General features: G+C 72.1%; 18 protein-coding genes. 7 read left to right on the top strand and 11 right to left on the bottom strand.

All coding sequences use genetic code 11. The annotated features are described in order from the left end of the window. Nucleotides 1–10 precede the first annotated feature (10 nt). Together FGF04_RS06955 and FGF04_RS06950 are read left to right on the top strand one after the other, a co-directional pair. Nucleotides 11–1,066, top strand: coding sequence for a maleylacetate reductase (locus FGF04_RS06955; RefSeq protein WP_149510363.1), 1,056 nt, complete (start codon nt 11–13; stop codon nt 1,064–1,066). Beyond that, a complete protein-coding gene (locus FGF04_RS06950) occupies nt 1,063–1,965 on the top strand; it encodes a dioxygenase family protein (RefSeq protein ID WP_149510362.1) in 903 nt (300 codons plus the stop codon). The genes FGF04_RS06955 and FGF04_RS06950 overlap by 4 nt, the downstream gene beginning before the upstream one ends. Before the next feature lie 158 nt (nt 1,966–2,123). On the opposite strand, the gene FGF04_RS06945 is transcribed toward FGF04_RS06950, so the two are convergent. The 7 genes from FGF04_RS06945 to FGF04_RS06920 form a co-directional block, all read right to left on the bottom strand. Then, nucleotides 2,124–3,464, bottom strand: coding sequence for an MFS transporter (locus tag FGF04_RS06945; protein WP_149510361.1), 1,341 nt, complete (start codon nt 3,462–3,464; stop codon nt 2,124–2,126). Between the two features lie 113 nt (nt 3,465–3,577). Continuing rightward, nucleotides 3,578–3,706, bottom strand: coding sequence for a hypothetical protein (locus tag FGF04_RS41635; RefSeq protein WP_268893766.1), 129 nt, complete (start codon nt 3,704–3,706; stop codon nt 3,578–3,580). A gap of 170 nt (nt 3,707–3,876) precedes the next feature. Beyond that, nucleotides 3,877–5,520, bottom strand: a complete 1,644-nt coding sequence (locus FGF04_RS06940) for an ATP-dependent acyl-CoA ligase (protein ID WP_223146353.1) — start codon at nt 5,518–5,520, stop codon at nt 3,877–3,879. After that, nucleotides 5,517–5,846, bottom strand: a complete 330-nt coding sequence (locus FGF04_RS06935) for a zinc ribbon domain-containing protein (protein ID WP_149510360.1) — start codon at nt 5,844–5,846, stop codon at nt 5,517–5,519. Before FGF04_RS06935 ends, FGF04_RS06940 begins: the two co-directional genes overlap by 4 nt. Then, complete coding sequence (locus tag FGF04_RS06930; protein WP_149510359.1) at nt 5,843–6,997, bottom strand: thiolase family protein; 1,155 nt, start codon at nt 6,995–6,997, stop codon at nt 5,843–5,845. The genes FGF04_RS06935 and FGF04_RS06930 overlap by 4 nt, the downstream gene beginning before the upstream one ends. A 55-nt stretch (nt 6,998–7,052) precedes the next feature. Continuing rightward, nucleotides 7,053–8,702: a thiamine pyrophosphate-binding protein gene (locus tag FGF04_RS06925; protein ID WP_149510358.1), complete on the bottom strand. Its 1,650-nt coding sequence runs from the start codon at nt 8,700–8,702 to the stop codon at nt 7,053–7,055. Further along, nucleotides 8,699–9,505 carry a cyclase family protein gene (locus FGF04_RS06920; RefSeq protein ID WP_149510357.1) on the bottom strand — a complete coding sequence of 269 codons (807 nt, stop codon included), beginning with the start codon at nt 9,503–9,505 and terminating at the stop codon, nt 8,699–8,701. Before FGF04_RS06920 ends, FGF04_RS06925 begins: the two co-directional genes overlap by 4 nt. 110 nt (nt 9,506–9,615) lie before the next feature. On the opposite strand from FGF04_RS06920, the gene FGF04_RS06915 reads away from it, so the two are divergent. The 5 genes from FGF04_RS06915 (at nt 9,616) to dmpG (ending at nt 14,290) form a co-directional block, all read left to right on the top strand. After that, a complete protein-coding gene (locus FGF04_RS06915; RefSeq protein ID WP_188113987.1) occupies nt 9,616–10,560 on the top strand; it encodes a LysR family transcriptional regulator in 945 nt (314 codons plus the stop codon). A 40-nt stretch (nt 10,561–10,600) separates the two neighbouring features. Next, nucleotides 10,601–11,365: an IclR family transcriptional regulator gene (locus tag FGF04_RS06910; protein WP_149510355.1), complete on the top strand. Its 765-nt coding sequence runs from the start codon at nt 10,601–10,603 to the stop codon at nt 11,363–11,365. A gap of 119 nt (nt 11,366–11,484) precedes the next feature. Next, nucleotides 11,485–12,336, top strand: coding sequence for a 2-keto-4-pentenoate hydratase (locus tag FGF04_RS06905; protein WP_149510354.1), 852 nt, complete (start codon nt 11,485–11,487; stop codon nt 12,334–12,336). After that, the gene (locus FGF04_RS06900) at nt 12,333–13,280 is read left to right on the top strand and encodes an acetaldehyde dehydrogenase (acetylating) (RefSeq protein WP_149510353.1); all 948 of its coding nucleotides are present in this window, start codon (nt 12,333–12,335) and stop codon (nt 13,278–13,280) included. Before FGF04_RS06905 ends, FGF04_RS06900 begins: the two co-directional genes overlap by 4 nt. Beyond that, complete coding sequence (gene dmpG, locus FGF04_RS06895; RefSeq protein WP_149510352.1) at nt 13,277–14,290, top strand: 4-hydroxy-2-oxovalerate aldolase; 1,014 nt, start codon at nt 13,277–13,279, stop codon at nt 14,288–14,290. Before FGF04_RS06900 ends, dmpG begins: the two co-directional genes overlap by 4 nt. Before the next feature lie 69 nt (nt 14,291–14,359). Here dmpG and FGF04_RS06890 read toward each other — a convergent pair whose 3' ends face one another. From FGF04_RS06890 to FGF04_RS06875, 4 genes are all read right to left on the bottom strand, one after another. Beyond that, nucleotides 14,360–15,331: a quinone oxidoreductase family protein gene (locus FGF04_RS06890; RefSeq protein WP_149510351.1), complete on the bottom strand. Its 972-nt coding sequence runs from the start codon at nt 15,329–15,331 to the stop codon at nt 14,360–14,362. Between the two features lie 68 nt (nt 15,332–15,399). Next, on the bottom strand, nt 15,400–16,230 hold the full coding sequence (locus FGF04_RS06885; RefSeq protein ID WP_149510350.1) for an ABC transporter permease: 831 nt from the start codon (nt 16,228–16,230) through the stop codon (nt 15,400–15,402). Next, nucleotides 16,227–17,141: an ABC transporter ATP-binding protein gene (locus tag FGF04_RS06880; RefSeq protein WP_149510349.1), complete on the bottom strand. Its 915-nt coding sequence runs from the start codon at nt 17,139–17,141 to the stop codon at nt 16,227–16,229. The genes FGF04_RS06885 and FGF04_RS06880 overlap by 4 nt, the downstream gene beginning before the upstream one ends. Further along, complete coding sequence (locus FGF04_RS06875) at nt 17,141–18,151, bottom strand: ABC transporter substrate-binding protein (RefSeq protein ID WP_149510348.1); 1,011 nt, start codon at nt 18,149–18,151, stop codon at nt 17,141–17,143. Before FGF04_RS06875 ends, FGF04_RS06880 begins: the two co-directional genes overlap by 1 nt. Between the last annotated feature and the right edge of the window lie 89 nt (nt 18,152–18,240).

The raw sequence follows: 18,240 nt of genomic DNA, 5'->3' as shown, positions 1-18,240 counted from the left end.
GGCGCGTGCGATGAGGTTCGTGCACGAGACGCTGCCGCAGCGCGTGGTCTTCGCGCCCGGCGACGCCGCCGCGGCGGCGGCGGCCGAGGTCGCCGCGCTGGGCGCGAGCCGCGCCATGCTGATCGCCGCCCCCTCGGCGGCGGCCCCGGCCGACGGGATCGGCGCCGCGCTGCCGGTGGCGGTGCGCCACGACGAGGTCGTCATGCACGTACCGGCCGAGGTGGCGCGGCGGGCGCGCGTGGCGGCCTCCGCCGGCGGCGCCGACGTCCTGGTGTGCGTCGGTGGCGGCTCGACGACCGGGCTGGCGAAGGCGGTGGCGCTGACCACCGGCCTCCCGATCGTGGCGGTCCCGACGACGTACGCCGGCTCCGAGGCGACGAACGTGTGGGGGCTGACCGACGGCGACGTGAAGACCACCGGCGTCGACGCCCGGGTGCTGCCACGCTCCGTCGTGTACGACGCCTCGCTGCTGCTCGGCCTGCCGGTGGACATGTCCGTGGCGAGCGGTCTCAACGCGCTGGCGCACTGCGTCGACTCCCTGTGGGGCCCGCGGGCGGACCCCGTCGACCGGGCGTTCGCCGGCGAGGGGATCCGTGCCCTGGCGGCCGGGCTGCCCGCGGTCGTCGCGGATCCCGCGGGCATGGAGGGCCGCGAGCAGACGCTCTACGGTGCCTATCTCGCCGCGGTCGCCTTCGCCGGGGCCGGCTCGGGTCTCCACCACAAGATCTGTCACGTGCTCGGCGGGATGTTCAACCTGCCGCACGCCCAGACGCACGCCGTCGTACTGCCCCACGTGCTGGCCCTGAACGCACCGAACGCACCCGAGGCGGCCGGTCGCATCGCTGCGGCCCTCGGTTCGCCGACCGCGACCGAGGGGCTCCGCGCACTGCGCGCCGCTCTCGACGCACCCCGGGCCCTGCGCGACCACAGGATGCCCGAGGACGGCATCGCCGAGGCCGTCGGGCCGGTCCTCGCCGTCGCGCCGGGGAACAACCCGACCCCGGTCACCGAAGAGAACGTCACCGCGCTGCTGCGCGCGGCCTGGGAAGGAGCCGACCCCTCATGACCACGACGCCGGACACCGCCGTCCCGCCGGACCAGGTCCAGCGCGAGCAGGAGCTCCTCGATCGGGTGGTCCGCTCGTTCGACGCCTGCGAGAGCCCGCGGCTCAAACAGCTCATGGTGGCGCTCGTCGAGCACGTCCACGCGTTCGTCCGCGAGACCCGGCTGACCGACGCCGAGTGGAGGACGGCCATCGACTTCCTCACCCGCGCCGGCCACATCACCGACGACGTGCGCCAGGAGTTCATCCTGCTCTCCGACGTGCTCGGCGCGTCGATGCAGACCGTCAACGTCAACAACGTGGCCTACGAGGACGCCACCGAGGCGACCGTCTTCGGCCCGTTCTTCGTCGAGGACGCACCGCACGTCGAGCTCGGCGGCGACGTCTCCTTCGGGGCGCCGGGCCAACCCTGCTGGGTCGAGGGCACGGTCACCGACACCGACGGCAACCCGCTGGCCGGCGCCCGGATCGAGGTGTGGGAGGCCGACGAGGACGGGCTGTACGACGTGCAGTACGACGCCGCCAGGCGCTCGGCGCGGGGGCACCTCTTCAGCGACGCCGACGGGGCGTACCGTTTCTGGGGCCTGACCCCGACGCCGTACCCGATTCCCGACGACGGCCCGGTCGGACAGCTGCTCGCCGCCGTGGGCCGCTCGCCGCTGCGGGCCTCGCACCTGCACTTCATGGTCAGCCATGAGGACGCGCGCACGCTGGTGACCCATGTCTTCCCCGAGGGCGACCCGATCGGTGAGCGGGACACGGTCTTCGGCGTCAAGCAGTCATTGGTCAAGAGGTTCGAGCACCAGCCGGCGGGCACGCCCACCCCGGACGGGCGCCGGCTGGACGTCGGTTGGAGCCGGGTGCGGTTCGACATCGTGCTCGCCCCCGCACCGCGACCCTGACGAGCGGGGCGGACGGGGCGAGCGGGGCGAGCGGGCCGGGGACGCGCCGGACGGACCGGCCGTGCCCCCGGCCCCTCGTCGGGCGGACCGCTCGTCGGCCGGCCAGGAGGTGGCCGGCCGACGATCCCCGGCGCACCGGGTACGCGCTGCTCGTGTGTCTACTCGTGTGTTCCGGCCGGCTGCAGCCGCGGTTCCGGCGTGGGCGCGGTGTCGCGCTGCACCGTCTCGCGGGCGAAGTAGACCGAGACGAGCGTGATACAGCCCAGGACCATGAGATACAGGGAGATGGGCCAGGAGGCGTCGGTGGCCGCCAGGAGCGCGGTCGCGATGAGCGGTGAGAGGCCGCCGGCGAACACCGAGGCGAACTCGTGTCCGAGGGCGATGGCGCTGTAGCGCGAGCTCTTGCCGAACAGCTCGGTGAAGAAGCTCGGCTGGGTGCCGATCATGGCTCCGTGGCCGATGCCGATGGCGACGATGAAGGCGAGCCAGACGAGCGCGGGGGTCCCGGTGTCCACGAGCCAGAAGAAGGGGAACGCGAAGACGATGAGGGTGGCCGCTCCGGCCATGTAGACCGGGCGGCGGCCGATGCGGTCGGAGAGGGCGCCGAATCCCACCATCGAGGCGCCCTCCACGACGTTGGCGACGATGATCCCGGTCAGCAGCAGGCCGTTGCCGACCCCGATGTGCTTGCCGTACGCGAGGGAGAAGACCAGGAAGATGTACGACGCGCCGTTCTCCGCCATGCGGGCGCCGGCCGTGATGAGGATGGCGCGCGGATGGGTCCGCAGGGCGTGCAGGACCGGCAGCCGTTGCTTGTCGCCCTCGTGCTGGACGCTCTGGAACTCCGGTGTCTCCTCGATCTTCAGACGGATGAAGAGGCCGACCAGCGCGGGAACGGCTCCGAGGAGGAAGGGCACACGCCATCCCCAGGACAGAAACGCCTCGTCGGACAGGGTCTGGACCGCCGCGAAGACTCCGGCGGAGGTGACGAAGCCGAGGTTGATGCCGACCTGGCTCCAGGCCGAGTAGAAGCCGCGCCGCCCCGCGGGGGCGTGCTCGGTGATCATGAGGACGCTGCCACCCCACTCGCCGCCGACCGCGATGCCCTGGAGGACGCGCAGCAGGGTGAGCAGGACCGGCGCCCACGCGCCGATCTGCGCGTAGGTGGGCAGGGTGCCGATGAGGAAGGTGGTGAAGCCCATGACCAGCAGGGTGATCACGAGCATGGGTTTGCGGCCCAGCCGGTCTCCGAAGTGACCGAAGATGATGCCGCCGATGGGGCGGGCCGCGAAGCCGACGGCGAAGGTGCCGAAGGAGGCCAGGGTGCCGGCGAGGGGGCTGGCGTCGGGGAAGAAGAGGGMGCCGAGCACCAGGGCCGAGGCGGTGCCGTAGAGGAAGAAGTCGTACCACTCAAGTGCGGTTCCGGTCAGGCTGGCGATGGCGATCTTGCGGATCGACTGCGGTCCGGCTGCCGGTTCGTGCGGGACGGTGGGGCTCATCTCGTCACCTCTGGAGGAGGACGGTGGCCGTCGGGACGTGGAGGGGCGCGCGAGGGCGTCCCGGTGGCCGGGAAAGGGGGATGTGCCGGGGCGGGGTCCGCCCGAGGGAAGGGTCAGTGACCGCTGCTGACGGTCAGGACCTGTCCGGTGACGGCCACCGCCTGCGAGGGGGCGGTGGCCGCGATCGTGGAGGCGGAGGTCAACTGCCGCCTAGAGGTGGCTTCGACGAGGGCAACGGTCACCGCTCGGGGAAGCCGCGCTCGGATTTCGCCGCTCGTCACCGACCGGTGACCGGCGACCGGCGACCGGCGACACCACACGCCGCCCGTGCGTCGTCGGCGCGCACCGGCTCAGCCGATGGCACGAGGGGGAAGCCTTCGGGGCGCCACCGCGCAGGGGCGGCGGGCCCCGGTCACGTACGAGCTCCTTCCGAGCGTGCCGTGGTGGGCCGGTCGCGTCCCAGCACGACGCCGGCCGCCTCGCGGTCCCAGTCGGCGCGGCCGGCTCCCCACTCCCTCAGCACGGTCTTGCGCACCTTGCCGTTCTCGGTCAGCGGCAGTTCCGGGCACAGCGCCACGAAGCGGGGAATCGCGTAGTAGGCGAGCCGGGGCTCGCAGAAGGCCACCAGCTCGACGAAGTCGATCTTCTGTCCCTCGACCGGAACCACGGCGGCCATCACCTCGTCCTCGCCGAGTTCGGAGTCCACCGCGTACACCGCGACGTCACGGACGCCGGGGTGCTGTGCGAGGACGCTCTCGACCTCGACGGAGGAGATGTTCTCGCCTCGGCGGCGGATCACGTCCTTGATGCGGTCGACGAACCTGATCCACCCGTCCGCCTCGATCACCATCCGGTCACCGGTGTGGAACCACAGGTCCTGCCACGCGGCGACGGTGGCCTCGTGCATGCGGTGGTAGCCGGAGGCGAAGGCGAAGGGCTGCTCGCTGCGCAGCAGCAGTTCGCCCGGTGTGCCGGGGGGAACGTCGAGCCCGTTCTCGTCGACGATCCGGGCGGAGAACCCCTCCTGGAGGCGTCCGACGAACCCCGGCCGCTGTTCGGTCCGGCTCGCGGAGATCACCGCGTTGGTCTCGGTCGAGCCGTAGCCGTCGATGAGGACGACGCCGAACCGCTGCTCGAACTCCCGGAGCAGCCCGGCGGGGGTGGCCGGCGCCAGTGCGGCGGTGACCCGGTGCGCCCGGTCGTGCTCCCCGGGCGGCCGGCCCGCCAGGATGCTGATCATGGCGCCGAGCAGGTAGGTGAAGGTCGCCCCGCTGGCCGTCACGTCCGACCAGAAGCGGGAGGCCGAGAAGCGCGGGCCGATGACGTACTGCGCACCGCTGACCAGGGCCTGGCTGAAGGCGTTGAGCGCGTTCGTGTGGAACAGGGGCAGGCAGGTGTGCAGGACGTCGGCCGAGGTGATGCCGAGCTGGACCGTGACGTTGCGGCCCCACCAGTAGAACTGGGCGTGGGGACAGACGACTCCCTTGGAGACGCCGGTGGTGCCCGAGGTGTAGAGGATCACCGCGGGATGGCCGGGGCCGACCTCCGCGGGCTCCACGGCCCGGCCGTCGTCCGGGATCGGGTCGACGGGAACCGGCAGGACCGAGACGACCTCGTCCTCGTCGAGGAGCCAGATCTGGCGCAGTTCGGCGGTGCTCGGCAGCGCCTCCACCTGTGCGAGGAAGGGGTGTTCCAGGACCAGCAGCTCCGCCTGGGAGTTGGTCAGGATGTGATGGAGCTGCTCGCCCCGTGCGGCGGTGTTGATCGGCACCGCGACGGCACCGATCCACGCGCAGCCCAGGATCAGGTCCAGCAACTCGACCCGGTTGGACGCCATCAGCGCCACCCGGTCGCCCCGTTCCACCCCGTGCCGGCGCAGCAGGCCTCCCGCGACGGCGACCCGTTCAAGCATCTGGGCGGCGGTCCTGTGCGTGTCACCGCAGCGCAGCAGGATGCTGTCCGGGGTGCTGTCCGCGCGCTGTCGCAGCAGTCCGGGGACGCTCGTACAGGTGGGGTCGGGCATGTCGGTGACGGGCATGTCGGTGACGTCGCTCATGACGACTCCTCTCGGGACCGGCCGCTCGGCGGTACGAAGGCGACGGGACGGCCGGACGCGTCGGGGCGGTCGAACGCGTCGGGCCGGTCGGTGAGTTCCACGACGTCACCGACCGCGACCGTACCGTGCAGCCTGGCCACGAGCAGCGGTTCGGGGTCGCAGGCCACGGACGCGATGACGACGTCGCCGAGGTGGGTCAGCTGCTCGACCACCCCGCGCTCGACGCCGACGGGCGCCAGGTCGGCGCCTCCGCAGCGGGGGCACATCAGCCGGGCGGGGAACCACTGTCCGCCGCACGTCCGGCAGTTCTGCACGATCACGCTCATGCGGCCGCCTCCAGGAGTCCGGCGGTGGCACACGCGCCGTAGCGGTAGAGCACCATCCCGTATCCGCTGAACAGGCCGAGCCGGGCGTCGATCTGCCGCTGCCCGGCCTGGCCGCGCAGTTGCCGGACGGTCTCCACGAGTCCGTGCATGCCTCCCGCGGAGCCCGGCTGGCCGGCCGAGAGCTGTCCGCCGGAGGTGTTGACGGCGAGCTTCCGGGTGGCGAGGCGCTCGGCGATGAAGGCCGGCATCCCCCCTCCGGCGACCAGTCCGAGGTCCTTGAGCTGGGCCAGCGCCATGGCCGGGTAGTCGTCGTACACGCTGACCACGTCGACGTCGGCGGGCCCGTGTCCGGTGGTCTCCCACAGCTCGGGCGCGCAGTCGGCCAGGCCGGTGACCAGGCCGTCGCCCGTCTGGTCGTCGCTGTTGTAACGGGCCGAGACGGCCAGCACCCTGGCCCGTCGTGTGCCCGCGGCCCGTTCGTCGGCCACGACCACCACGGCGTCGGCGCCGGTGACCGGCGGTACGCAGTCGTACCGGCCGAGGGGTTCGGCGACCATGGGGGCGTTCAGGTAGTCGTCGAGCGTCATCGGCTTGCGGTACACGGCACCGGGGTTGAGGCCCGCCCATGCGCGCTGGGCCACCGCGAGCCGGCCGTAGTCGGTACGCGTGAGTCCCTCGGCCACCATCTGACGCTGGGTCAGCAGGGCGAAGAGGGCGTTCGGTCCGAGCATGTCCAGCGGGACCAGGTGCTCGGCGGTGGCCCGGTTGTACTCGGCCACCATCCTGAGGTGCACCTGCTGGTCCATCAGGTCGCCGGCCACGAGCACCACGACCGAGGCGTCGCCTGCCTCCACGGCCCGCACGGCGTGCTGCAGCATGGTGCCCGCGCTCGCCCCGCCGTTGGTGTCCTGCATCAGCCAGCGCAGCCGCAGTCCGAGCCGCCAGGCCAGGTCGACGGCGTGGTCCGGACCGAGGGTGAAGCTGCAGACACCGAAGCCGTCGACCTCGGAGGTCCGGAGGTTCGCGTCGGCGAGTGCGCGGCGCACGGCGTCGGCGAGCACCCCTTGCGTGGTCGTGCCGGATGCCGGATGCCGGGTGTAGGGCGACTCGCCGGCACCGATGACGGAGACGCCGCTTGTCGTCTTTCCCATCAGAGCTCGCTCTCCCATGTCGTGACGTGGTCGGGGGGATTCATGCCGGGGCGCCTCAGTGCCCGAAGGCTTCCTGCAGCCACCAGGAACCCCCGTCCGAGGCGATCTTGGCGTCAAGCACCAGGGGACGGACGGGGCCGGCCGACAGCCACTCCTTCACGGCGTGCGTGTCCTCGGGCCGCCGGATCGTCAGCGCGTCGCACCCGTGTCCCCGGGCGAGCGCCGCGATGTCCGTGTCGGGGAAGGTCACCGTGTCGAGGCCGCTCGTGCCGGCCCCGAAGTGGTGCACCTCGGCGCCGTACATGGCGTCGTTGTAGACGACGATCAGCATGGGCAGACCCAGCCGTACGACGGTCTCCAACTCCGACAGGCCCATCAGGAAACCGCCGTCGCCGCAGCCGGCCACGGGCAGCCGGTCGGGCTGCGCCAGCGCGGCACCGATCGCGGTCGCCAGGCCCAGGCCGACGGACTGGAACGCCTGGGTGAAGCAGAACCCGTACTCGTCGGGCACGTCGAGGTACATGCTCGGGTAGCCGAGGAAGTTGCCCGAGTCCACGGAGACGATCCGCTCGGTGGGCAGGATGTCGTTGAGCGCGACGCTCAGACCGCGCGGGTCGACCCGTCCGTCCCCCGACGCGTCCTCGAACGGGACCTGGTTCCAGCGCAGTCCGGACCGGATCCGCTCGGCCACCTCCGGGGTGCGGTACCCCGTGCGCCCGCCGGGCGAGTTCGCCCGCAGCCACGCGGCCGTGGCCCGGGCCGTTCCCGCGACACCGCCCCACAGACCGAGGTCCACGTCGCGGTGGACGCCGATGGCGCCCGGTTCGATGTCGACCTGGACGACGGTCGCGTCCGGCGCGATGAGCCTGCCGTGGCGCATGGTCCACATGTTCAGGGCGCAGCCGAATCCCACCAGCAGGTCGGCGCCGGAGACGAGTTCGGCCGTCAGCGGCGAGGAGAAGCCGCCGGAGACGTCGATGTTCCAGTCGTCGCCGTTGAACATCCCGCGGGAGACGGCGGAGGTCGCGAGCAGGGCGCCCGCCTCGGCGGCCAGTTCGCGGACGGCGTCCCTGGAGCCGGGGGAACGGCCGCCGCGTCCGACGACGAAGACCGGCCGCTCGGCGCCTTCCAGGAGCCGGGCGAACGCGGCGATCTCGTCGTCGTCGGGCCGCGGTTCGGCGACCTTGCGGTACTCCCGGGCCGGGGCCTGCGCCTCCAGGACCGCGTCCTGGACGTCGATCGGGACGTTGAGGACGACCGTGCGCCGCTGGTGGCGGCAGATCGCGAAGGCCCGTGCCACGTCGTCGAGGGCGGTCCTGGCCGACCGCACGCGCAGGGCGACCGCCCCGATGCCGACCGCGATCGCCGCCTGGTCGAGCGCGAAGTTCGAGGTGGGATCGGTGGCTTCGGCGGTCAGCACCAGGAGCGGCGTCCGGCTCTTGGCGGCCTCGGTGATCCCGGTGAGGGCGTTGGTGTAGCCGCAGCCCTGGTGCAGGGAGAGCACGGCGACCTCGTCGGACATCCGGGCGTACGCGTCCGCCATGGTGGCCGCACCGCCCTCGTGACGAGCGGCGACGAACCGTGCGCCGCCGCGCACCATCGCGTCGGTGAAGTGGAAGTTGCCGCTGCCGACCACCCCGAAGACCGTACGGACTCCGAGATCGGTGAGCTGCCTGCCGATGGCCTCGTGGACGAGCTCGGTCACCGGACTCCTCCCTTCTCGACGAGGGCCAGGACCCGCGCCGGACTGCCGGACCCTCCGGCGATGCGGAGGGGGGCGACGATCAGGACAGTGCCGGTGACGGGCAGCCGGTCGAGGTTCTGCAACTGGGTGACTCCGTACTTGCCCGCGCCCAGCAGGTGGTGGTGCGCCGGGAACTGGGGGGTGAAGGTGAACGCCTGCCCGGCGTCGGTGCCGACCGTCTCCACCCCGAGTCCGGCGATCGGTGACTCGTCGGCCAGCCAGCGGGCGCATTCGGCCGTGATGCCGGGTGTGTGCGGCCCGCTGTCGTCGGCGTTGAGGAAGAGGTGCTGGTCGTGCGAGCGGGCGGCCCAACCGGTGCGGTAGAGCAGCCAGCCGCCCGCCGGGAGCGGGCCGTGCTCGCGCTGCCACTCCTGGAGGTGCTCGACCGTCAGCAGGAAGTCCGGATCGGCCGCGCACTCGGCGCTCTTGTCGATCACGACAGCGGGAGCCACCAGGCGCCGGACCGGTACGTCGGCGACGTCCCCCTTGTCGGCGCCCGTGACCCAGTGGCACGGCGCGTCGAAGTGGGTGCCCACGTGCTCACCGGTGTGGATGCCGTTCTGGTAGGACGTGCGCCCCCGCTCGTCGTAGCGTGCCAGCTCCTCCAGCTCGAAGTGCGGGATCGGTGCCATGTCGGGCGGAAGGTCGAGCACGGGCGTCGACGGCGACAGGAGGGCGGTCAGGTCGACCACCTCGATGCCGCCGGAGGCCAGGGCGGACGCCAGGCCGCCCAGCGGGTCCTCTGCGGAGAGTGTCGAAGACATGGCCTCATCATTTGGCAGGGATTCGGCCTTGACCAATGCTTCTCCGGTCGGCGCTATTCATGTTTGGCTATACCGGAGCCCAAAACCATGTGACGGAGAGATGTCGAGACATGAACGTGGACCACTTTCTGGACGGTCGGCTGAAACTGCGCCATCTCGTTCTCGTCACCGTCGTAGCCGACGAGGGCACCCTGGTCGGTGCCGCCAAGGCGATGCACGTCACCCAGCCGGTCGTGACCCGGAGTCTGCAGGAGATCGAGACGATCATCGGGGTCGAGCTCTTCGCCAGGGGGCCGCGCGGCGTCCGCCCGACCCAGTACGGCGACATCCTCGTCGAGCACGCCCGCGCGGTCGTCGCGAACGTGCGCGCCGCGGCCGAACGCATCCACGAGCTCCGGCGTCTGGGCATGGAGCCCGTCCGGGTCGGCACCAACCTCGCCGGCGCCTACTCGCTGCTGCCGCAGACCCTGGTGCGGCTCAAGAGGGCACACCCGCACCTCACCGTCTCGGTCGTGGAGGCGCTGCCCGAGGAGCTGGGCCTGCAACTCGCCCGGGGCGAGGTGGACGTACTGGTCGGCCGGCTCCAGCCGTCCGGCCCGCGCGCCGCACTGCGGCACGTGCGGCTCTACGACGAACCGGTCCGCCTCGTCGTCCGGCGCGGGCACCCCTGTCTCGGCACCTCCGCCGGCGGCATCGAGGACCTCATGGACCTGCCGTGGATCCTGCCGGGCCGCAACACCCAACTGCGCCAGGAGATCGACGAACTCTTCGAGCGCCGGGGCCTGCCCCTGCCCGCGAACATCATCGAGTGCTCGACGATCCTCACGCTGAGGACGGTCCTGCTGGAGACGGACGCCGTCGCTCCGCTGCCCATGCTGATCGGCGCACGGGACCCGCTGCTCGACATGCTGCCCCTGGCCCTGGACACCGTGCCCCGCGAGATCGGGATCACCACGCTCGCCGACCGGCCGCCGTCCGCGAGCACCCGCCTGCTGATCAAGGGCATCGTGGAGGTCGCCCGGGACACCGACCCCGTGCTGTCCGAGTCAAGATGACGGGAGTGCCCCGTCCCGCCGCCCCGGAAAGAGGACCCTCTTGAGCAACGACGCGCCGAGCGGCGTCCTGAGCAAGGCCCTCGCCGTGCTGCAGGCGTTCACCGTCGAGGACACAACCCTGGGCTTCACCGAGCTGCGGCGGCGTACGGGGTTCGCGAAGAGCACCCTGCACCGGGTGCTGAGCGACCTCGTGGCGGCACGGCTCCTGGACCGCGTCCAGGAGCGCTACCGCCTGTCGGGACTCGTCTTCGAGCTGGGGATGCGCGCGTCGGTCGAGCGCGGGCTGCTCGAAGTGGCCACGCCTTTCCTCGAAGACCTGTACGAGCGCACGCACGAGCTCGTCCACCTGGGCACCCGTGAGGGCACGGAGGTCGTCTACGTCGCCAAGATGGGCGGTCACCAGCAGGCCCACTCCCCGTCGCGGCTCGGCGGGCGCATGCCGCTGCACGCGACGGCCCTCGGGAAGATGCTGCTGAGCCACGCCCCGACCGAGGTGCGGGAGGCCGCGCTGCGCGGGCCCCTGGCACGCAAGGCGCCCCGGACCATCACCAACGTCGACGTGCTGACGCGCCAGCTCTCCGACGTCGCCGCCGAGGGCGTGGCCTTCGAGTACGAGGAGTCGGCGGTCGGCATCGTCTGCGTGGCGGCGGGGATCTTCGGGCCGTCGGACGAAATCGTGGCGGCGGTCAGTGTGACGGGCCCGGTGCACCGGTTCCGGCCCGCCCGGCACGCCACCAGCGTGCGGGCCGCCGCGGCGGGGATCTCCGCGACGCTCGGCCGCCGCGCGGAGCTGCGCAACCACTGACCGGCTGCCGCGGGACCCCCGATGTGACCGGCTGCTGCCGGGCCACCGACGGCGGACGAGTTCCGCGAGGCGGAACTCATCGCTGGGCGTGGGACGGCCCCCGTGTCCAAGCTGTGGGCATGAACGAGTTCTCTCCCGGCGGCGACGCCGTGGCGCAGGCGGCCGACCGTCTGCTGCGCGCCGCCGCCGACCGTGTCCCCTGCCCCCCGGTGCGCGATCTGATCGGCGGCGACGACGTGAAGGCGGCCTACGCCGTCCAGGAGCTGCTGACCGCACGCCGCCTCGCAGCTGGCGGGCGCGTCACGGGCCGCAAGATCGGCCTCACCTCCCCCGCCGTCCAGCGCCAACTGGGCGTGGACCAGCCGGACTTCGGCGTGCTGTTCGCGGACATGGGCGTCGCGGACGGGGCGTCCGTACCGGTCGGCGCGCTGCTGCAGCCGAAGGTCGAGGCGGAGATCGCGTTCGTCCTGGGCGCCGACCTCTCCGAAGGACCGCTCGACGCCGCGCAGATCCGGGCCGCGGTGGCGCACGCCCTCCCCGCCCTGGAGATCGTGGACAGCCGGATCGCCGGCTGGGACATCACCTTCGGCGACACCGTCGCCGACAACGGCTCCTCCGCGCTCTACGTCCTCGGCACCCCGGCCAGGCCGCTCACCGAGTTCGAACCGGTGGAAGCCGCCATGACCCTCACCCGCGGTGGGGAAATCGTCTCCACGGGCAACGGCGCGGCCTGCCTGGGCGACCCGCTGGCCGCCCTGGCCTGGCTCGCCCGCACCGCGCGCGACGTCGGCGACCCGCTGCGCGCGGGCCAGGTCGTGCTGTCCGGCGCGCTCGGCCCGATGGTGCCCGCCGCGGCCGGGGACGTGTTCGCCGCCGAGATCACCGGGCTGGGCTCCGTCTCCGTCCGCTTCCACGCCTCCAGCGATGTCCGCGACTTCCGCGACTTCCGTGACGAAGGAGCCTCCGCATGAAGACCAAGGTCGCCGTCATCGGCTCGGGCAACATCGGCACCGACCTGATGATCAAGGTGCTCCGTCTGTCGGACACCCTGGAGATGGGCGCGATGGTCGGCATCGACCCCGCCTCCGACGGACTCGCCCGCGCCAAGAGGCTCGGGGTCCCCGTGACCGCCGAGGGCGTCCAGGGCCTGATCGCGATGGACGGCTTCGAGGACATCGGGATCGTCTTCGACGCCACGTCCGCGAAGGCGCACCTGGCCAACGCCCACGCGCTCGCTCCGTACGGCAAGCAGCTCATCGACCTCACCCCCGCCGCCATCGGCCCGATGGTGATCCCCGCGGTGAACCTCGGCGACCACGTCGCCGCGGACAACGTGAACATGGTGACGTGCGGCGGCCAGGCCACCATCCCGATCGTCGCCGCGATCTCCTCGGTGGCGCCGGTCCCGTACGCGGAGATCGTCGCCTCCATCGCCTCGAAGAGCGCCGGTCCCGGCACCCGCGCCAACATCGACGAGTTCACCGAGACGACCAGCCACGCCATCGAGACCGTCGGCGGCGCCGAGCGCGGCAAGGCGGTCATCATCCTCAACCCGGCCGAGCCGCCGCTGATCATGCGCGACACCGTGCTCGCGCTCGTGGACGCGCCCGGCGAGGCGACCCGCGACGCCATCCGCGCGGCCGTCGCACGGCGGGTCGAGGAGGTGTCGGCGTACGTGCCGGGCTACCGCCTCAAGCAGCAGGTGCAGATCACCCCCGTCCCCGCGGACCAGCCGGTGCACACCCTCACCCGGGCCGCGGCCACCCACCAGGTGTCCGTGTTCCTGGAGGTCGAGGGCGCCGCCCACTACCTCCCCGCCTACGCCGGGAACCTCGACATCATGACCAGCGCGGCCCTGCGGATGGCCGAGGCCATGGCCGCCCGCGCCACCGAACTCCAGGAGGCCGGCGCATGAGCACCGACAAGCTGTTCATCCAGGACGTCACCCTGCGGGACGGCATGCACGCCATCCGGCACCGCATCGAACCCGGGCAGGTGGGCCGGATCGTGGCCGCGCTCGACGCGGCCGGCGTCGACGGCATCGAGGTGTCCCACGGCGACGGCCTGGCCGGCGGCTCGCTCAACTACGGCCCCGGCAGCCACACCGACTGGGAGTGGATCGAGGCCGCGGCCGCCCACATCCAGAACGCCCGCCTCACCACCCTCCTGCTGCCCGGCATCGGTACCATCGAGGAGCTCAAGCAGGCGTACGCGCTCGGGGTGCGCTCGGTGCGGGTCGCCACGCACTGCACCGAGGCCGACGTCTCGGCCCAGCACATCGCCACCGCCCGCGAGCTGGGCATGGACGTGTCCGGCTTTCTGATGATGAGCCACATGGCCGACGCGAAGACGCTCGCCGGGCAGGCCAAGCTCATGGAGTCGTACGGCGCCCACTGCGTCTACGTCACCGACTCCGGCGGCCGGCTGATGATGGACGGCGTGCGCGAGCGGATGCGCGCCTACCGCGACGTGCTGGACCCCGCCACCGAGATCGGCATCCACGCCCACGAGAACCTCTCCCTCTCGGTCGCCAACTCCATGATCGCGGTCGAGGAGGGCGTGACCCGCGTGGACGCCTCCCTCGCCGGTCAGGGCGCGGGGGCGGGCAACTGCCCCATCGAGGCGTTCGTCGCGGTCGCCGACCTCAACGGCTGGGACCACGGCTGCGATCTCTTCGCGCTCCAGGACGCGGCCGAGGATCTCGTACGCCCGCTGCAGGACCGGCCGGTCCGCGTCGACCGCGAGACGCTCACACTCGGCTACGCCGGGGTGTACGGCTCCTTCCTGCGCCACGCGGAGGCGGCGGCCGAGCGCTACGGCGTCGACGTCCGCACGATCCTCGTCGAGGTCGGCGAGCGCGGGCTCGTCGGCGGCCAGGAGGACATGATCGTCGACGTGGCACTGGGACTCGCGCAGGCGAGCTGACGCCCCGCACGACACAGGGCCGGGAGGCGCTGCCTCCCGGCCCTGTACGGCGTGCCCGCGCTCACCGCTTCAGTTACCGGTGTGCTCCATGTCGAGCACGATCTTGCCCACCGCCGTGCCCGAGCGCAGCCGCTCCACCGCCTCGCCGAGCGCGTCCATCCCGTAGCTCTCGTACGGCAGTGTCAGCGCGCCGGAGGCCAGGTCCGGCAGCAGGCGCAGCACCTCGGGGGCGACCTCCGGGCCGCGGCTCATCATGTTCACGGGGAGGAGGGAGACGTCGGCGAGGAAGAAGTCCGCGAGGTCGAGGGTGAGCTCGCGGCCGGCCGTGTAGCCGAGGAGCGCGGCCCGGCCCCGCGGGCGGACCAGGGTGAGGGCGTCGCGCAGGATCCGGCCGCCGACCGTGTCGATCAGGACGTCGACCTTGCCGCCGATCGCCTCCTCGGAGAGGTCGGAGGCGAGCAGCGCCTTGGCGACGCCGGGGACGTGCGCCAGCTTCGCCGGGCGGCCGACCGCGCCGACCACCTCCGCGCCGGCGCGCGCCGCGAGCTGCACGGCCACGGCGCCGACCGCGCCGGACGCGCCGGTGACCAGCACCCGCTCCCCCGGCCGCACCTGGGCGATCGCGTGGACGGTCGCCCAGGCGGTGCCGACCGGGGAGAAGTAGATGCAGGCCAGAGCGGGGTCGGTGCCCTCAGGCATGGGCTCCGCGGCGGTGTCCGGCACGAGCGCGTGCTCGGCCCAGGCGCCGTCACGGCTCAGGCCGAGCCCTTCGCCGCGCAGCCGCACCAGGGCGCCCTCGGGGTGCGTGTCCGAGGCGACGACGTAGCCGCTGCCCTGGGTGCCGGGGACGAACGGCAGCTCGGGCAGGATGCCGAACTGCCCGTCGAGGATGTTCAGGTCCAGATGGGCGGCGGTGGCCGCCGCCACCCGGACGAGGGTGTGCCCGGGGCGCGGCTCGGGCACGGGACGTTCCCCGAGTTTCGGCAGGGTGCCGAACTCCTCAAGGAACAGGGCGCGCGATGTGGACGAGGTGGTGCTCACGTGCTGTGTTCTCCCTGTCTTCCCCCGCTGGTCACGGCGCTTCCCCGCAAGATCGTCACGGCCCCCGTTCACACCTTAGCTCCGTACTTGTGCAGTACACGCGTCGCGATGACGCGCAGGATCCGGTCGTAGACGAGACCCAGGACGCCGAGGGTGATGATGCCGACGAAGACCCAGTCGATCCGGCCGTAGTTCCGGGAGGTCCAGATCAGGGAGCCGAGGCCCACCTGGGCGGCGACGATCTCGGCGGAGACGATCGTCAGGAAGCTGTTGCCCATGGCGAGGCGGGCGCCCGTGAGGATGTACGGGACGGTGGACGGCAGCACGACGCGCTGCAGGATCTGGCGACGGCTGGCTCCGAGGCTGGCCGCGGCGCGCAGCTTGGACTCGTCGACGGCCATCACGCCCGCGCTGGTGTTGAGCGTGACGATGAAGACGGCCGTGTAGAAGATCAGGACCACCTTCGAGCTCTCACCGATGCCCAGCCACACCACCGCCAGGGTCACGAAGGCGACCGGCGGGATGAAGCGGAAGAACTCGGTGTACGGCTCCAGGAGCAGGCGGACGATCCTGATCTGCCCGATGAGCAGGCCGACCGGGGCGCCCACCACGACGCCCAGGCCCCAGCCGATCAGGATGCGGCGGCTGGAGGCGATGACCGAGTTGCCGAGCGTGCCGTCGGCCGCCAGCTCGCGGGCGGCCGACAGGGTCTGACTCGGCGAGGCGACCAGGGACGGGCCGTACTTCACGGCCACGAGCTGCCAGACACCCAGGCCGAGGAGGACGGCGACGGCGTAGACGCCGACGGTGCGCAGCGCTTGTCCGCCCTTTCCCCCGGTGCGGCGCGGGCGGGTACGGGTGCGGGCCGGGGCCGGGGCCTCGGTCGTGGTGATCGTCATGCGCCCTTCGCCTCTCGGTCGAGCCGGTCGTCGAGTCCCTGGTCGCGCATGGCCTTGCGGACCTCTTCCCCGATGTCCTCGCGCAGCCGGCTACGCAGGCGCAGGGCGGCGGGGTCGGACTCGTCGCGGGGACGCGGCAGGTCGACCGTGTAGAGGGACTTGATCGAGGCCGCGGGGCCCGCCGTCATGACGGCGACCCGGTCGGCGAGGAGGATCGCCTCGTCGATGTCGTGCGTGACGAAGACGACCGTGCAGCCGGACGCCTCCCAGATGCGGGCCGTCTCCTGCTGCAGCACCTGCCGGGTCTGCGCGTCGAGCGCGCCGAAGGGCTCGTCCATGAGGACGACACCCGGCTCGTTGGCGAGGACCCGGGCGATCTGGACGCGCTGGCGCATGCCGCCGCTGAGCTGGCCGGGGTAGCGGTCCGCGCAGTGGCGCAGGCCGACCAGGCCCAGGAACTCGTCGGCCACCCGGTTCTGCTCGACACGGGAGACCCCGCGCATACGCGGGCCGAAGGTGACGTTCTGGTGCACCGTCATCCAGTCGAACAGGACCTCGCTGCTCTGGAACACCATGCCGAGTTCCGGGTCGGGGCCGCGGACGGGCGCGCCGCCCGCGGTGAGCGTCCCCTCGCTGACCTGGATGAATCCCGCCATCGCCGACAACAGCGTGGACTTGCCGCAGCCGCTGGGTCCGAGGAGACAGAGGAACTCCCCGGCCGGGATGTCCAGATCGATGCCCTGGACGGCCCGGAAGTCACCGAAGGAGATGCCCGCGCCTTCGACGCGCAGGGCAGCTCCGCGTCCGGCTGCCGGCTCCGTGGGCGTACGGGCCACTGCCACGGTCGTCGCGGCCACCGCGCCCTCCCCCGGCACCGTCTCCTTCTCGATCCCTTTGATCGCCTCGGTCATCAGGATCCCTCCGCGTTGTCGGAAAGCCAGCCGCGCTGGACGGTGCGGGACACGTCGGGGCGGGCCTTGACCTTGCCGGTGTCCAGGTAGAACTGGGCCGTGCTGTCGTAGCCCTTGAGGTCCTTCGCCGTGAAGTCGCGGACGCCGAAGTCGATGTCCTTCACCGCGTTCAGGGTCTGGTCGGTGGGGATCTTCGCGGCGTCCTTGGTGGCCTTCGCCGCGGCCTGCGGATCGCTCTCGATCTTCTCGGCCGCTTCCGCGAGGGCGGCGGCCACCTTGACGGCAATGCTCTTGTTGTCCTTGAGCCAGGGCGCCGTCGACAGCAGCCAGTGCTGGTAGCTGAAGCCGTAGTCGCCCGTGGTCTCCAGGACGCGCTCGCCCAGTTCCTCCCCCTTGGCCGGCCAGGGCTCCCACAGGACGTACGCGTCCACGTCACCCTTCTTGGTGAGCGCCGGGATCTCGGCGGGGTCGGCCGTGACGAACTCGACCGAGTCGGGCTCGATGCCCTTCGATTCGAGGAACCGCGTGGCCGCCAGCTCGGACAGGCCCGGGACCACAGCCATCTTCCGAATCTTCGCGGGGGACTTCACACCGGCCCCCAGGACGACCTTGAGGTAGCGGCCGGAGTCCTCGTACACGAGCAGCGAGCGCAGGTCCGGGTTCTGTCCGAGCAGGCCGATGGTGGTGGCGTCGGAGTTCCCCGCCATCTGGACCTGTCCGGCGTTGAGGGCGTCGACGCCCTCCCCGCCCTTGGCGAACTGGACGAGGTCGACGTCGACCCCGTGCTCGGCCCACAGCCCTTCGGCGCCGGCCACGAAGAACGGCGCGTACCCGGCGTCGATACCGACGGCGATACGTAGGTGCGGATCACCTGCCCCGCCGCCGGAGCCCGGACCGGCGTCGGTGGTGCCCGCTCCGCAGGCGGTCACCGCGGTCAGTGCGGCGGTGAGGAGGACGGTGCCGGCGGTGCGCTTGACCGGGCGGGCTTTCGGGCGGGACGTTGTCTGCATGGTCACCTCGGAGTGGGGTGCTTCTAGGCAGGTCATCGGGGTGCGGGCCCGCGAGGGGGCGAACGCTACTGCCGGGTGAAGGGCACGTG

It is taken from the genome of Streptomyces apricus (assembly GCF_008369065.1).
GTDB lineage: Bacteria > Actinomycetota > Actinomycetes > Streptomycetales > Streptomycetaceae > Streptomyces > Streptomyces apricus.
Note: the sequence above shows the minus strand (reverse complement) of the source record. Positions and strands in the feature narration are given on the sequence as shown.

What these genes read in the sequence shown, in the direction of transcription:
- FGF04_RS06955 (WP_149510363.1), top strand. Translation starts at nt 11, where the DNA reads ATGAGGTTCGTGCACGAGACGCTGCCGCAGCGCGTGGTCTTCGCGCCC.
- FGF04_RS06950 (WP_149510362.1), top strand. Translation starts at nt 1,063, where the DNA reads ATGACCACGACGCCGGACACCGCCGTCCCGCCGGACCAGGTCCAGCGC.
- FGF04_RS06940 (WP_223146353.1), bottom strand. Translation starts at nt 5,520, where the DNA reads ATGAGCGACGTCACCGACATGCCCGTCACCGACATGCCCGACCCCACC.
- FGF04_RS06935 (WP_149510360.1), bottom strand. Translation starts at nt 5,846, where the DNA reads ATGAGCGTGATCGTGCAGAACTGCCGGACGTGCGGCGGACAGTGGTTC.
- FGF04_RS06930 (WP_149510359.1), bottom strand. Translation starts at nt 6,997, where the DNA reads ATGGGAAAGACGACAAGCGGCGTCTCCGTCATCGGTGCCGGCGAGTCG.
- FGF04_RS06920 (WP_149510357.1), bottom strand. Translation starts at nt 9,505, where the DNA reads ATGTCTTCGACACTCTCCGCAGAGGACCCGCTGGGCGGCCTGGCGTCC.
- FGF04_RS06915 (WP_188113987.1), top strand. Translation starts at nt 9,616, where the DNA reads ATGAACGTGGACCACTTTCTGGACGGTCGGCTGAAACTGCGCCATCTC.
- FGF04_RS06905 (WP_149510354.1), top strand. Translation starts at nt 11,485, where the DNA reads ATGAACGAGTTCTCTCCCGGCGGCGACGCCGTGGCGCAGGCGGCCGAC.
- FGF04_RS06900 (WP_149510353.1), top strand. Translation starts at nt 12,333, where the DNA reads ATGAAGACCAAGGTCGCCGTCATCGGCTCGGGCAACATCGGCACCGAC.
- dmpG (WP_149510352.1), top strand. Translation starts at nt 13,277, where the DNA reads ATGAGCACCGACAAGCTGTTCATCCAGGACGTCACCCTGCGGGACGGC.
- FGF04_RS06885 (WP_149510350.1), bottom strand. Translation starts at nt 16,230, where the DNA reads ATGACGATCACCACGACCGAGGCCCCGGCCCCGGCCCGCACCCGTACC.
- FGF04_RS06880 (WP_149510349.1), bottom strand. Translation starts at nt 17,141, where the DNA reads ATGACCGAGGCGATCAAAGGGATCGAGAAGGAGACGGTGCCGGGGGAG.
- FGF04_RS06875 (WP_149510348.1), bottom strand. Translation starts at nt 18,151, where the DNA reads ATGCAGACAACGTCCCGCCCGAAAGCCCGCCCGGTCAAGCGCACCGCC.